The sequence below is a fragment of the Klebsiella aerogenes KCTC 2190 genome (assembly GCF_000215745.1).
GTDB lineage: Bacteria > Pseudomonadota > Gammaproteobacteria > Enterobacterales > Enterobacteriaceae > Klebsiella > Klebsiella aerogenes.
In genome coordinates, this window is record NC_015663.1 from 1,444,534 (window position 1) to 1,459,018 (window position 14,485).

The following is a 14,485-nucleotide window of genomic DNA, read 5'->3' on the forward strand; positions in this document are numbered from 1 at the left end:
TTCAGGCCGCCGCGCGGCCTGAAGAGGACGATTAGTTAATTTCGATACGGCGCGGTTTGTTCGCTTCCGGAATCACACGTTCCAGATCGATATACAGCAGGCCGTTGACCAGGTTCGCGCCGCGAATATGAATGTTATCGGCGAGCTGGAATTTACGCTCGAAGTTGCGCTCCGCGATACCCTGGTACAGGTAGGTGCGCTCTTTCTGCTCGGCGGCATGGGAGCCTTTCACCACCAGAAGATTGTCTTGCGCGGTTATCTCTAATTCGCTTTCCGCAAAACCGGCGACGGCAATCGCGATGCGGTAATTGTTTTCATCTACTAATTCAACGTTATACGGAGGGTAGCCGCCGTTGCCCTGGCTTTGATTATTTTCTAACAGGTTGAACAGACGGTCGAAACCAATAGCAGAACGATAAAGCGGGGAGAGATCGAAATTACGCATAGTAAATAGCTCCTGAAATCAGCGAGAATTCAATGGCTTTCCATCATGGACAAGCCGTTATGACCCGGAATACCCCTCAGGCGTATCCTCATTGGGTGACACTACTAAAATGGGTGTGCCCCGACGCTTTTCAAGGCCTTTTCGGCCAAATTTTTTTGCAGTTTGCTGGCGAATGCTTAGACTGGTTGCAAAGCACAAAAGGCAAAGTGCGATACTCGCCACAGTGCAGTGCAATAACGCTAGGCATTCACGGGACGGCTCGTTATAACCGAAGTAACCCCGATAAAATGACGGAAGAGTGATGAAAAGCGGATTGTTAAAGCTGGTCCTGTTCAGCGGGATGATTAGTTTGGGCGGTTGCTCCAGCGTGATGTCGCATACCGGCGGCAAGGAAGGAACCTACCCAGGCACACGCTCCAGCGCCCATACGCTGGGCGATGACGACACTAACTGGGGCGTGAAATCGCTGGTGGCCCTCGATATGCCGTTCACCGCGGTCATGGACACGCTACTGCTGCCGTGGGATATGTTCCGCACCGATAGCTCGGTCAAATCGCGCGTCGAAAAAAGCGAGCAGGAGACGCTGGCGACCAACTCCGTCATCCCGCCAGCGCCAATGCCTTCGCGCTAAGCTAGCGCTGCGTTTCGGTTATCCACAACTGGCGATAACCGTCGACGTCTTCCATCCACGCCAGGTATTTGCCATCCGGTGAAAATACGACGGCATCCGCGGACGGCGGATTTTCGCGATCGGTCGTCAAATAACTTACCGCGCCGCTGCGGGCATCGCAGAGCGCGATTTTGTTTTCCACCACACATCCCAGCCACGCGCCCGACGGATGCCAGTTAAATGCTGACTGGATGCCCGTTACCGTATGTGTCAGCTGGCGCGGCTCGCCGCCCGCAGGCGGGATAAGCCACAGCTGTACAACGCCTGCGTCATCACGCATCAGAAAGGCGATCTCGGTGGCCTGCGGATTGGCGCGTACCCAATGGCGCGGTACATTCACCAGCCCCGGATAGCGGCGCTGGTGGGTAAAGGTCAAGCGGCGCTGGCTTATGCCTGCCGGCGGCGCGGGCAGCGTCGTTGCTGTACCGGCCAGCGGCATATCGCCCTGCCGCTTCCAGCCCGCCTCATCCCACGGCAGCGTCACCATAAACAGTTCAGGCACTTTGTCGCCGTTTTCCGCCAACGTATCGCCAATGAACGCCAGGGCATGATTACCCACCCATCCCTCTTCATAGGCGCGATTGATCTCATCGCTGCCCGGTAATGGGTTCGCCGTGGTACGGCTCACCAGCACGCACCAGTGGCTGCCGGCATATTCACGGGGATGCGTGCCCTGCGGGCTCACCGGGCCATAGGGCGCGGCCACGCCAACGTTGCGCAGATCCAGCGCCGGATCGTACTCGTGCAGTACGTGGTCGTTATAGGTGAAGCTAACAAACTGGCCGTCAGGGCTGAAGACATGAACATGGCTGCCGCCGCGCAGCGCGCCGGGGGTATAAGGCGCGGTAATATCCAGCGCATCAAGATTGCGGGTTTCACCCTGCCAGCTCACCACCCCGCGGCGGTGATGAAAATCGTAATGCCAGTTGGCATCCGGGTGTTCAGGGCCGTGAATAAAAACGTATTTATCTTGCGTCGGGTGTACGGTGACCACGCCAACGCAGGCGCCGTCAGCGGCGCGATAGAGCGTCTCAACGGCGCCGCTATGGATATTCACCCGCTCAATGGTCTCGCCGGTGAAAGAGGCCCCCGACGGGCGGACGTCGAAAACCAGCCACTGGCTGTCCGGGGTCCAGGTATTGATATTGGTAAGCTGATGGTGACGGGGAGCAAAAGTGACTTGTTTCATGACGATACCCTGATGCGAGACTTACGCATCAGGGTAGCGTATCGCCAAAATTTAGCCTACACGTTTCACATCGCCGACCAGCAGGATATAAGACAGCGCGCCGATCAGCGCCACCACGGAGATATAAACCAGTGCCGGGCCAAAGCCATAATCCTGCGCCAGATAACCAATCACCAGCGGTACGGTGATACCACCCAGTCCGCCAACAAAGTTAAACACCCCACCGGTCAGGCCGATCAGGCGCATCGGCGCCAGGGAGGAGACCAGCGACCAGGTGATAGACGCAAAGCCGTTGCCGAAGAATGCCAGCGCCATCAGCGCCATGATCCACACGGGGTCGTTGGTATAGTTCGCCCCCATGATGCAGGTGGAGATCAGCAGCCCGCAGATAATCGGCGTTTTGCGCGCTACGCCCAGCGAGTAACCTTTTTTCACCAGCTTATCCGCCAGCCAGCCGGAGAGCAGGACGCCAAAAAACGCGGCGAGGAAGGGCACCGTGGTCATAAAACCGGCCTTCAGCGCGGTGATGCCTTTTTCCTGGGTTAGGTAGTTCGGGAACCAGGTCAGGAAGAACCACAGCGTCGAGGTAACCGCGAACTGCCCAAGGTAAACGCCAACCAGCTTACGGTGAAAGACCAGCTTCCAGTCCGCTTTTGATAACGGTTGACGCGCCTCTTTCTTCAGCGGCGCATCGCCATCCACCAGGCCGCCGCCGTCGCGGATATAGTCGAGCTCGGCTTTGCTGATGCTTTTAGTCAGGCGCGGCGGTTGATAAACCTTAAACCAGATTAACGACCAGATAATGCCGATCCCGCCGGTAACGATAAATACCCAATGCCAGCTTAATAGCTCCTGGATCCAGATCAGTAGCGGCGTGAGGAAGGCCAGGCCCACAAATTGCCCCGAGGTATAAAACCCGACGGCAGAGGCGCGTTCGTGCTCCGGGAACCAGCTGGTCACCATGCGGTTATTGGTCGGGAAGGCTGGCGCTTCGAAGATGCCGGTAATGGCGCGTAAACCGATAAGCGACATTAAGCCGGTGGCGAAGCCTTGTAACAACGTCGCCACGGACCAGCCAAATATAGCGATAAAGTAGGTAAGCCGGGATCCCACGCGGTCAAGGAACCAACCGCCAGGGATCTGACAGAGGGTATACAGCCAGGCAAAGGCGGAAAATACGTAGCCCATTTCCGCTTTGCTAATACCAAACTCCTCCTGAATATGCGCCGAGGCGACGGCGAGGTTGGCGCGGTCAACATAACAAATAACCACGGTAATAAAGATCATGATGAGCGTCAGATAACGGCGACGCCCGGTTTTTACAGCGGTAACTGAAATATCCATCGCAATCTGTCTCCAGATTTTGGGCATAGCGAAGCCGCTCACCATGCCCGGTAATTTACAGAGGGTGTTTTTGTTTTTATTTTTTACTTACGAATGCTCTAAATAGTTCACGTCGCAGGAAGGCGGCAAGATTGCAAATCCCCAGGAGCTTACATTAGTAAGTGACTGGGGTGCGCAATCGCAGCCAACGCACCTGTGGCGTGAAATATGAAGAGCATTTACCATTCGGCGACAGATCCATCCTCATACCGCCACAACGGATTTCGCCAGTCCGGCGCATTTTTACTTAACTCAATCACGCGGGCCTCATCGATTTCTACGCCCAGCCCCGGCTTCATCAGAGGTTTAAAGAAGCCGCCTTTCATATTGAAATCTTCTTTATTTTTCACAAAATCAAGCAGTTCGGCGCCTTTGTTGTAGTGGATCCCCATGCTCTGCTCCTGGAAGACCGCATTATGTGAAACGAAATCGACGTGCAGACAAGCCGCCAGCGCGATCGGCCCCAGCGGGCAGTGCGGCGCCAGCCCAACGTCATAGGCTTCCGCCATTCCGGCAATTTTATAGCATTCGGTAATACCGCCTGCGTGCGACAAATCGGGCTGTAAAATAGCCACCCCGCCCGCTTCCAGTACTCGTTTAAATTCAAAGCGCGAGAACATACGTTCGCCGGCGGCAATTGGAATATGCGTTTGCGCCGCCAGCCGTGGATAATATTCCGCCTGCTCGGCTAATACCGGTTCTTCAATAAATAATGGGCGATATGGCTCCAGCTCTTTAATTAATACCTTAGCCATCGGCGCGCTAACGCGGCCATGAAAATCGAGACCAAACTCAATTTCATTGCCAAACGCTTCGCGGATTTGCGCCACGGTATTCACCGCCGCATCAACCGCGCGGGAATTATCGATGAGCCCCATCTCTTCGCAGCCGTTTAATTTAAAGGTGTCGAAACCAATGCCGCGCAGTTTCTTAATCCCGTCAATCACTTCGGCGGGGCGGTCGCCGCCCACCCAGCTGTAGGCTTTAATTTTGTCGCGCACCAGCCCGCCCATCAATTGCCAGACCGGGGCATTCAGGACCTTACCTTTAATATCCCATAATGCCTGGTCAATACCGGCGATGGCGCTCATCATAATCGGGCCGCCGCGATAAAAGCCGCCGCGGTACATCACCTGCCACAGGTCGTTAATCCGCGCCGGATCCTGGCCAATCAGGTAGTCGCCAAATTCATGAACGGCCGCCTCCACCGTGCGGGCGCGCCCTTCAATCACCGGTTCGCCCCAGCCGACAATGCCTTCATCGGTTTCAATCTTCAGGAACATCCAACGCGGAGGTAAACGGTACGTGGTGATATTGGTTATTTTCATTTCACTGCCTCTCGATACGCTTTTACGAATGCGGCTGCCTGTTGCGCGGTACGTTCAACCGGCTGGCCGGCGCGATAGAGATCGCTACCCAGCCCAGCCCCCACACAACCGGCATTAATCCACTGCGCCAGGTTTTCCGGCGTCACGCCGCCAACGGCAAAGACCGGAACCTCCGGCGGCAACACGGCTTTCAACGCTTTGATGTAATCCGGTCCAAAAGCCGATGACGGGAAGATTTTCAGCGCCTGCGCGCCGGCATCGAGCGCGCTAAAGGCTTCGCTGGCGGTGGCGCAGCCTGGGCACACGGTCATGCCGTAACCCACCGCTCGCCGGATCACTTCCGGTTGAATGTTTGGCGTCACAATCAGCCGACAGCCCATGGCCGCCAGCCTGTCGACCTGCTCCGGTTGCAGCACGGTGCCCGCGCCGATAAGCGCCTGCTCGCCGTAAGCATCGACGACCTTCGGAATACTTTTCTCCCACTGCGGCGAGTTCAGCGGGATTTCGACCGCGTCGAAACCGGCGTCGATAACGGCGCCAACGTGAGCCAGCGCCTCGTCTGGCGTAATGCCGCGCAGGATAGCGATAAGCGGAAGGTTAGTTTGCCACTGCATAAGCGATGCTCCTTATTCCTGTCTGAAATGCCGTATCGCCCGCAACCGCGGTGACTTCACGGCCAATGGCGCGAAATGCCTGCTGATAGCGGGACGTTAATGATGACCCGGCGACGAGGCCGATCGCCTGCTGTCCGGCGAATGTGTCGCTGAGGGTGGCAACTTCAGCGCCAATCAGCAGGCCGGAAAGAAATTCGCTAACCTGCTCGCGAGGCAGCGCGCCCAGCACGTGCGAAGCGCGAACTTCAAACAGCTGCGGCAGGACGGCGGGGTTGTTGATACCGCGCTGCAGACCGGCCGCGAATGCGGCAGCGGACGTTTCCTGCGGCGGTAAGCCGGTGCCCACCAGCGAGTGCTGAAGCAACAGATGATGCAACTCACCGGTCAAAACGGTACGAAAATCGTGAATTTGCAGGCGATCGGCCAGTACCCATTTGCAGTGGGTTCCCGGCATCACGTAGACAGATGAAGGGGCTAAGGCGCGTGCGCCCAGCAGTTGCGTTTCTTCTCCGCGCATGACGTTATGGTTATCGTCACGGGAAACGCAAAGACCGGGAATTATCCAGATATTGTCGCCAACGGCAGTTAACTGCTGGCCAATGTCCGAGAAAGCGGCAGGAAGCGGCAAATAGGGGGCGATTTTCCAGCCCACGTTGCTGCCGACCATCCCTGCCATCACCACCGGTGTGGCGCCATCGCGCCAGTGTTGGGTAATTTCCGCTAACACCGCAGCGGGAGAGCGACCGTTCAGGCGCGTTACGCCTGCTTCAGATTGCCTGCTTTCCAGGCATTCTTCGCCCTGATAAAGCCAGGCGCGTAAATTCGTCGATCCCCAATCTATTGCGATGTAGCGAGCCGTCATGTGATTTCCTTGAGCCTTCGTGTCGAGCTGGCGATCATCGTCAACGCCGCCTGCTCCGCCGCGTCGCTATCCTGATGCCGAATGGCGTCAAATAGCGCTTTATGTTCCTGCAGGGTTTTTGGCATGTTGCCTTCATCGCCCATCCAGGTCCGTTCAAATACCGCCCGCTGCAGCGAACTGATCGCCACGCTAAGCTGCTGCAAAACCGGGTTATGTACTGACTGCAGCACCGCTTCGTGGTAACGAATATCGGCCTCGTTAAAGGCATCCCGGTTTTGGTTGTTGGCGATCATGTCATTGAGCGCCGACTCGATTTCCGCCAGATCGCTCGAGGTGGCGCGCTCTGCCGCCCAGCGGGCAATGGCGGGCTCTACCAGGTTGCGCACTTCACTCATCGCGCTGATAAGACGCGGGTCATAATCATTTTCCAGTACCCACTGCAGAACCTCAGTATCGAGGTAGTTCCACTGGTTTCTGGGAGCGACAAACGCGCCGCGATAACGCTTCATTTCGATCAGCCGCTTCGCCATTAGCGAGCGAAACACTTCGCGGATGATGTTGCGCGAAGTTTCAAACTCTTCACACAGTTCCGCTTCGGCCGGTAGCGCCGAACCCGGTACGTACTTACCGCTGACAATCTGTTTGCCCAGCGTGATCACGATGCGATCGGTTTTATTGAGAGTCATGGAGAGTCCTTATGCTCTATGTGTACTGCTCTACTTTACCGTCGCTGTCGAATTTCGCCTCACTTTTGTACTACTAGCGTGATGTCAGGCGTCGTCGTCATGAGCTCAATGTAGTACAACATGATTGTGTTGTACTACAATTTAGATCACAAAAAGAACAATCCATAAAAATAAAAGTGCCTGTGGCCACGACAGTTGGCGCCGTCAAAGCTGGAAAGGAGGATAAAAAAGAGTTAGAACGCTTCGCCGACCTGGAAGTAAAAGCCGCTGCTGCCCTTGCCGACACCGTAGTCGAGGCGAATATTAACGCGAGGTTTGAATTCAAAGCGGTAGCCGACGCCTGCCGAAGGTAGCCAGCGTCCGTCGTTCAGGGAATCAATGGATGGCCCCATGGTGCCCGCGCCGACCCAGGCAACAACGCCGTGTCGCCACGTCAACTGACGACGATATTCCAGCTGAGAGCTGACCACGTTTTTATCGCGGTAGCGCCCCTGGTAGTAGCCGCGCATACGCTCATCGCTACCGAGCAGCGGCATCATGCTCCACGGCACATCGCCCTGAGTAAATGTGCCATCCGCTTCCCAGGCCAGCACGCTTTTATCGCTCAGGGCCTGATAGCGGCTGTAGTGCAGGCGAAACTCATCAAAACGCGTGTCGCTGCCGAGCCCCGGCGCATAGTGGGTATAGCGAAAATCGGCGTATTGGCCCTTGCGTGGGTTGGGGACAAAATCGCGATCGTCCCAGTTGATATCAATACTGGCGCCGGAGCTGAATACCGATGGCCCCTGCGGGGTGTTTTCTATTTTCGGCAGATCGTCATGGTCCATCTCATCGGCATTTTGCGCCGCCAGCGACCACCCCGCCCCCAGATAAACATTATCGATGAGCTGCCGGTAGAGCATCGGGCGCAATGTCAGCACCTGGGCGGTATATTTTTCTTTCTCATTGTCTTTGTCGCCGGCGTGAAAACCTTGTCCCCAGTAGTAAGTCGGTGTGTTGGCCATCGAGCCTTCAACAAATACCCGCCACAAATCATTGTCGAAAAAGGCATAGTTTTTAACGCTAAGGCCAAACGCGCCGGTGGAGCTGACGTAGCCGCTAAGCGTCAGCGTGGAGTTCTGGCTGATGGTGTCATGTGGGTCCGGGCGATACATGCCCACAACAGCCGTACCCAATCCAAGCCCCAGCTCCGGCGTATAAAATGGCCCGGGCATGACGCCCCAGTCGATGCCTTTGCTGGCGTCAAACTTGTCGCTGGCGCCAAGGTTTTGCAACCAGCCGTCGATTTTTTCGCGGCTAAGCGCCTGTGCCTGCGCCTGCCCAATAACAAGGCAGGTTAGCAACAGCAGGATAGGGTTAAACGGTCGGCTCAAAAGCGATACTCGCCGGCGATAAAGAAACTATTACGTTCGGCAAAACCAAACTCCGTAGTGATATTAAAGTTCCGGGTCATCTCATACTGCGCGCCCACCAGCACGTTCCACGGCGACTGCAGATGCTGTTTCACATCAAAGCGACCGTTGCCGTTCTTGTTGGCCAGATTGACCATGTTTTTCAGCATCGTCGACGGCATCGACAGATCGTTCAGGCTGCCCTTAAATTCTTGCTGCACATCCTGATACATGCTGCCGACCCAGACATTCAGCTTCCCGTTCGGCAGATGCAGCGCATCTACCGACGGCGTATTGAAACGATAGCCCAAACGCGGCGAAAAGGTGAAAGCATCAATGCTGCCGTCGAGGATATCAAAACGCGTCTGCGTATAGTTGGCATCTAATACCGTGAACCAGTTGCCGACGCCGCCCACCAGCGTGGTACCGACGCCGTAGGTAGTGCCTTTAAAATCAAGACGAAAATCAAGATTCTGCATACCTGGCATAGGCACCACTTTACCATTCGGCCCTTTCAGGCCAACGGCGATTTGCGAGATAGAATGGCCTTTAGTGTGTCCAACCAGACCATAGACGTTCATAAACGGCAGCAGCCAGGCATCCAGCTTAAGGGTCTCGGTTTTGCTACTTTCTCGCGTATTACCGACGCCAATCTGGAAGGCATTATCTAGTGAAAAATTACCTAACGATAAACCGGTAAAATTAATGCTATCGACATTAATATTCTGCCGCATATCCATATAGTTAACGCCGACGCCAAATGGCAGCGGTAGGACGTAGCCACGCTTTCGGGCTTCATCGCCTAAAAAAGGCAATACCGATGTCGATTCCGGCGCCGCGGCCTGGCTATTGTCAGGCGCGGGCAGATCCGCCGGTTCGCTACCGTGCCAGGCATATATGGGCTCAAGTTGAGCCGTTGGTTCTGCGGCCGCGCAGGCCTGAAAAGAGAGAAAAGGCAGCGCAACCAACATCAAAAGGTGATTTTTATTCATGGGAAATATGATGTTAGTTCTTAAGAACAGAATTCATAAAATGGGGCGGGTAGCTTATAGAATCCCCTGCGCTAATTAAGGGATTTAAATGCGGATTAACATCTATTCATGAAAAAAGAGAAGACAGGCCCGGAGAATTCTGGGCCTGAGATTGATGACAAACCTCATGCAACCGTTGCACTTACAAATTGCACCAGACAAAAAACATGGAAAATCAATTTATTGATTTTCGGCTGATAACCACAAAGAAGGAAAAACCACGCTTTTTCCTTCTTTGTCAGCAGTCTGAGGCCCGGAGAATTCCGGGCCCGAAATGCGCTTAGGCTAAAACGTATTTTTCAATGGCGAAGGCGACGCCATCTTCAAGGTTCGATTTGGTGACGAAATTCGCCGCTTCTTTAACGGTCGGGATAGCGTTATCCATCGCCACGCCGACGCCGGCAAATTCAATCATCGCAATATCGTTTTCCTGATCGCCAATCGCCATAATTTCTTCCGGCTTAATACCCAGTGTATCGGCCAGCGACTTCACGCCAGTGCCTTTATTGACGCGTTTATCGAGGATTTCGAGGAAGTACGGCGCGCTTTTCAGCACGGTATACTTCTCTTTCACTTCCGCCGGAATACGAGCGATGGCCCGATCGAGAACGGCAGGCTCATCGATCATCATCACTTTCAGCAGCTGAATATTACGGTCCATTTTTTCTGCTTCGCAGAATACCAGCGGAATGGTCGCCACGTAGGATTCATGCACCGTGTAGTAGCTGATATCGCGGTTCGCGGTATAAAGCGTATTACGATCGAGCGCGTGGAAATGCGAGCCGACGTCGCGAGAGAGTTGCTCAAGGAAGCGATAATCATCGTAGCTTAACGCCGTTTGCGCCACGGTGCTGCCGTCGCTGGCTTTCTGAACCAGCGCGCCGTTATAGGTGATGCAGTAATCGCCCGGCTGTTCCATGTGCAACTCTTTCAGGTAGCTATGGACGCCAGCGTAAGGACGGCCGGTAGTCAGCACCACGTTCACGCCGCGGGCGCGCGCTGCCGCGATGGCGGTTTTCACCGCCGGAGAAATGGTATGGTCCGGCAGCAACAGCGTGCCGTCCATATCAATTGCAATCAGTTTAATAGCCATGGGATCCCCGGGTAAGATGAGTCTTCACTCATGCTAACGCGATTCCGCTCAAAAAACAGCTCTCGCAACGGGAGAAAACGAGGATGGATTGCGTGGGAGGATTCCTCTTTTGCCGCAAAAGAAAAACCCGGCAGCGCAACGCATACCGGGTTTAGCAAAGCCGTGGCCCCGGTAGACATTATGTCGCCGGGGAAATACAGGCTTAGATATCGATGTTCGCCGCTTTCAGGGCGTTCTCTTCGATAAAGGCGCGACGCGGTTCAACGGCATCGCCCATCAGGGTGGTGAACAGCTGGTCGGCGGCAATCGCATCCTTCACGGTGACGCGCAGCATGCGGCGGCTGTCCGGATCCATGGTGGTTTCCCACAGCTGATCCGGGTTCATCTCGCCCAGACCTTTATAACGCTGGATAGAGAGGCCGCGACGCGACTCTTTCACCAGCCAGTCGAGCGCCTGTTCGAAGCTAGCTACCGGCTGGCGGCGCTCGCCGCGTTCGATAAACGCGTCGTCTTCGATAAGCCCGCGCAGCTTCTCGCCGAGGGTGCAGATGCGGCGGTATTCCGCGCCGGTGATGAACTCGTTATCCAGCGGGTAGTCGGTATCGACGCCGTGGGTACGCACGCGCACGATAGGCTCGAACTGCTGCAGCTCGCTGTTTTCACGAATATCAAACTTCCACTGGCTGCCGTGCTGCTCTTTTTCGTTCAGCTCGCTAATCAGCTGATTAACCCAGCGGGTGACGGTCTGCTCGTTGCTCAGATCGGCTTCGGCCAGCGTCGGCTGATAGATAAGCTCTTTGAGCATCGCTTTCGGGAAACGGCGCTCCATGCGGCCAATCATTTTCTGCGTCGCGTTGTACTCGGCCACCAGTTTTTCCAGCGACTCGCCGGCTAAGGCCGGTGCGCTGGCGTTGGTGTGCAGGGTCGCGCCGTCGAGCGCGATGGAGATCTGGTACTGATCCATCGCTTCGTCGTCTTTAATGTACTGTTCCTGCTTGCCTTTCTTCACTTTGTACAGCGGCGGCTGAGCAATGTAAACGTGACCGCGTTCAACGATTTCCGGCATCTGACGATAGAAGAAGGTCAACAGCAGGGTACGAATGTGCGAGCCGTCGACGTCCGCATCGGTCATGATGATGATGCTGTGATAACGCAGTTTATCCGGGTTGTACTCATCGCGGCCGATGCCGCAGCCCAGCGCGGTGATAAGCGTGGCTACTTCCTGAGAAGAGAGCATTTTATCGAAGCGGGCTTTCTCAACGTTAAGGATTTTACCCTTCAGCGGCAGGATAGCCTGGTTCTTACGGTTACGGCCCTGTTTCGCAGAGCCGCCCGCGGAGTCCCCTTCCACGAGGTACAGTTCAGACAGCGCCGGGTCGCGTTCCTGGCAATCCGCCAGTTTGCCCGGCAGGCCTGCCAGGTCAAGCGCGCCTTTACGACGGGTCATTTCACGGGCGCGACGCGCGGCTTCACGCGCACGCGCGGCGTCGATAATTTTGCCGACCACGATTTTCGCATCGGACGGGTTTTCCAGCAGGTATTCGCTCAGCAGTTCGTTCATCTGCTGTTCAACCGCCGATTTCACCTCGGAGGAGACCAGCTTGTCTTTAGTCTGAGAGGAGAACTTCGGATCCGGCACCTTTACGGAAACCACGGCAATCAGGCCTTCACGCGCATCGTCGCCGGTAGCGCTGACTTTCGCCTTTTTGCTGTAGCCTTCTTTATCCATGTAGGCGTTCAGGGTACGGGTCATCGCCGCGCGGAAGCCCGCCAGGTGAGTACCGCCGTCGCGCTGCGGAATGTTGTTGGTAAAGCAGTAGATGTTTTCCTGGAAACCATCGTTCCACTGCAGCGCCACTTCAACGCCGATACCGTCTTTTTCGGTGGAGAAATAGAAGATATTCGGGTGGATCGGCGTTTTGTTCTTGTTGAGATACTCAACAAACGCCTTGATGCCGCCTTCGTAGTGGAAATGGTCTTCTTTGCCGTCGCGCTTATCGCGCAGGCGGATAGAGACCCCGGAGTTGAGGAACGACAGCTCGCGCAGACGTTTCGCCAGGATTTCGTATTCGAATTCAGTGACGTTGGTAAAGGTTTCCAGGCTTGGCCAGAAACGCACCATGGTACCGGTGCTTTCGGTTTCACCGGTTACCGCCAGCGGTGCCTGCGGCACACCGTGCTCATAAATTTGTTTGTGAACTTTGTTATCGCGTTGGATAACCAGCTCCAGCTTCTGCGACAGGGCGTTAACCACCGAGACGCCTACGCCGTGCAGACCGCCGGACACTTTATAGGAGTTATCATCGAATTTACCGCCGGCGTGCAGGACGGTCATGATAACTTCCGCCGCGGAGACGCCCTCTTCCGGGTGAATGCCGGTTGGGATGCCGCGGCCGTCATCCTGTACGGAGACGGAGTTATCGCTGTGGATAGTAACAACGATGTCTTTACAGTAACCTGCGAGCGCTTCGTCGATAGCGTTATCCACAACCTCGAATACCATGTGGTGCAGACCGGTGCCGTCATCCGTGTCGCCGATATACATACCCGGGCGCTTACGCACCGCATCCAGCCCTTTCAGGACTTTGATACTGGAGGAGTCATAAGAATTCGACATCAACGTTTCTCGCTCATTTAATCTTGGGTTAATCCGTTATTTTACCCTTTTCCACGGTGAACATCTTCGAATTTTTGTCCGACATGTCCATTACGTGTTCAGCGCTGATTGCGCTGACGAAAACCTGCGATTGCGTGGCTTTTAAGCGGCTGGCAAGCAACCCGCGCCGGGCATCGTCAAGCTCCGAGGCAAAATCATCTATCAGGTACAGGCAGCGCCGCCCGCTTTCGCGGGTCAGGAACTCGCCCTGCGCCAGTCGTAGGGCGCACATCAGCAGCTTAAGCTGCCCGCGCGACAAGGTGTCTTCCACCGGCGCCCCATCGGCGCGAATGCGAAAATCCGCTTTATGCGGACCGTGGGCGGTGTAGGTTAACATTCTGTCGCGTTCGAAATTCCGCTCCAGCACCTCGGCGTAGCCCGTTTCTTTTTCCCAGCCGCGCTGGAAAGAGAAGGTGAGGGTGAATTCCGGTAAAAATTGCTGACAGGTATCCGCCATGTCTTCGACAATAGCGGCGCTGTATTCGGCACGCCAGCGGCTGATTTGTTCCGCCAGCGGGATTAATTCCAGGTCCCACGGCCGCAGTTGCGCATAGCGGCTCACTTGGCGCAGCGCGGCGTTGCGCTGTTTCAGTAGGCGCTTCAGGTTGCTCCAGGCGGTGAAGAATCCGGCTTCGTTATGAAAGCATCCCCAATCAAGGAACGCTCTTCTGTATTTGGGGCCGCCGTTGAGTAAAGTAAACCCCTCCGGCGTGATCAGCTGCATCGGCATCAGGTGCGCCAGTTCCGCCACCTTGTGGCCATCGGTGCCGTCGATACGCACTTTGCTGTCGCCCTGTTTGTCTTTGGTCAGGCCGATGGCGGTTTCCCGCTCTTCGCCCTGTAAACGCCCGTGCAGGACAAACGAATCCTGCTCGTGACGAATCACCCGGCCAATTTGCAAACTGCGAAACGCCCTGCCATGGCCGAGCGTATAGATAGCTTCCAGCACGCTGGTTTTGCCGCTGCCGTTTGCGCCAACCAGGAAGTTAAAGCTGGGGGATAAAGCGAGATCCGCATTTTCGATATTGCGGAAATCTTTGATTAGGAGTCGGGATAGCGACATATCAGCTCGTCATCATTCAAGGGGCGTGGGTGTCGCAGCCAGTTCGTCTACCGCCAGCGCGCAGAAAGCGGAGC

General features: G+C 55.6%; 13 protein-coding genes and 1 other annotated feature. Of the genes, 1 reads left to right on the plus strand and 12 read right to left on the minus strand.

Going from position 1 to position 14,485, the window contains the following annotated elements; genetic code table 11:
• Positions 1-31: 31 nt before the first annotated feature.
• On the minus strand, positions 32-445 hold the full coding sequence (gene ibpA / locus EAE_RS07045; RefSeq protein ID WP_015703892.1) for a small heat shock chaperone IbpA: 414 nt from the start codon (positions 443-445) through the stop codon (positions 32-34).
• Positions 439-513 (minus strand) — a sequence feature (ROSE (Repression Of Heat Shock gene Expression) occurs in the 5'-region of heat shock genes and acts as an RNA thermometer to modulate expression.). It overlaps the preceding gene by 7 nt.
• A 233-nt stretch (positions 514-746) precedes the next feature.
• On the opposite strand from ibpA, the gene EAE_RS07050 reads away from it, so the two are divergent.
• The gene (locus EAE_RS07050; RefSeq protein WP_047079285.1) at positions 747-1,076 is read left to right on the plus strand and encodes a YceK/YidQ family lipoprotein; all 330 of its coding nucleotides are present in this window, start codon (positions 747-749) and stop codon (positions 1,074-1,076) included.
• Between the two features lies 1 nt (position 1,077).
• On the opposite strand, the gene EAE_RS07055 is transcribed toward EAE_RS07050, so the two are convergent.
• The 11 genes from EAE_RS07055 to recF form a co-directional block, all read right to left on the minus strand.
• Positions 1,078-2,304, minus strand: coding sequence for a YidR family protein (locus EAE_RS07055; RefSeq protein ID WP_015369044.1), 1,227 nt, complete (start codon positions 2,302-2,304; stop codon positions 1,078-1,080).
• Positions 2,305-2,355: 51 nt separating this feature from the next.
• Positions 2,356-3,693: an MFS transporter gene (locus EAE_RS07060; RefSeq protein ID WP_032706561.1), complete on the minus strand. Its 1,338-nt coding sequence runs from the start codon at positions 3,691-3,693 to the stop codon at positions 2,356-2,358.
• A 173-nt stretch (positions 3,694-3,866) separates the two neighbouring features.
• Positions 3,867-5,015, minus strand: coding sequence for a galactonate dehydratase (gene dgoD / locus EAE_RS07065; protein ID WP_015703894.1), 1,149 nt, complete (start codon positions 5,013-5,015; stop codon positions 3,867-3,869).
• Positions 5,012-5,629: a 2-dehydro-3-deoxy-6-phosphogalactonate aldolase gene (locus EAE_RS07070; RefSeq protein ID WP_015703895.1), complete on the minus strand. Its 618-nt coding sequence runs from the start codon at positions 5,627-5,629 to the stop codon at positions 5,012-5,014. Before EAE_RS07070 ends, dgoD begins: the two co-directional genes overlap by 4 nt.
• Positions 5,613-6,491, minus strand: coding sequence for a 2-dehydro-3-deoxygalactonokinase (locus tag EAE_RS07075; protein WP_015703896.1), 879 nt, complete (start codon positions 6,489-6,491; stop codon positions 5,613-5,615). The genes EAE_RS07070 and EAE_RS07075 overlap by 17 nt, the downstream gene beginning before the upstream one ends.
• Positions 6,488-7,177, minus strand: coding sequence for a D-galactonate utilization transcriptional regulator DgoR (gene dgoR / locus EAE_RS07080; protein WP_015369039.1), 690 nt, complete (start codon positions 7,175-7,177; stop codon positions 6,488-6,490). Before dgoR ends, EAE_RS07075 begins: the two co-directional genes overlap by 4 nt.
• A 233-nt stretch (positions 7,178-7,410) precedes the next feature.
• The gene (locus EAE_RS07085; RefSeq protein ID WP_015703897.1) at positions 7,411-8,550 is read right to left on the minus strand and encodes a BamA/TamA family outer membrane protein; all 1,140 of its coding nucleotides are present in this window, start codon (positions 8,548-8,550) and stop codon (positions 7,411-7,413) included.
• Complete coding sequence (locus EAE_RS07090; protein WP_015703898.1) at positions 8,547-9,560, minus strand: hypothetical protein; 1,014 nt, start codon at positions 9,558-9,560, stop codon at positions 8,547-8,549. Before EAE_RS07090 ends, EAE_RS07085 begins: the two co-directional genes overlap by 4 nt.
• A gap of 319 nt (positions 9,561-9,879) precedes the next feature.
• Entirely contained in the window at positions 9,880-10,692 is an 813-nt protein-coding gene (gene yidA, locus EAE_RS07095) for a sugar-phosphatase (protein WP_015369035.1), read from the minus strand.
• Positions 10,693-10,894: 202 nt separating this feature from the next.
• A complete protein-coding gene (gyrB, locus tag EAE_RS07100) occupies positions 10,895-13,309 on the minus strand; it encodes a DNA topoisomerase (ATP-hydrolyzing) subunit B (protein ID WP_015703899.1) in 2,415 nt (804 codons plus the stop codon).
• A 28-nt stretch (positions 13,310-13,337) separates the two neighbouring features.
• Complete coding sequence (recF, locus tag EAE_RS07105) at positions 13,338-14,411, minus strand: DNA replication/repair protein RecF (RefSeq protein ID WP_015703900.1); 1,074 nt, start codon at positions 14,409-14,411, stop codon at positions 13,338-13,340.
• Positions 14,412-14,485: the final 74 nt, after the last annotated feature.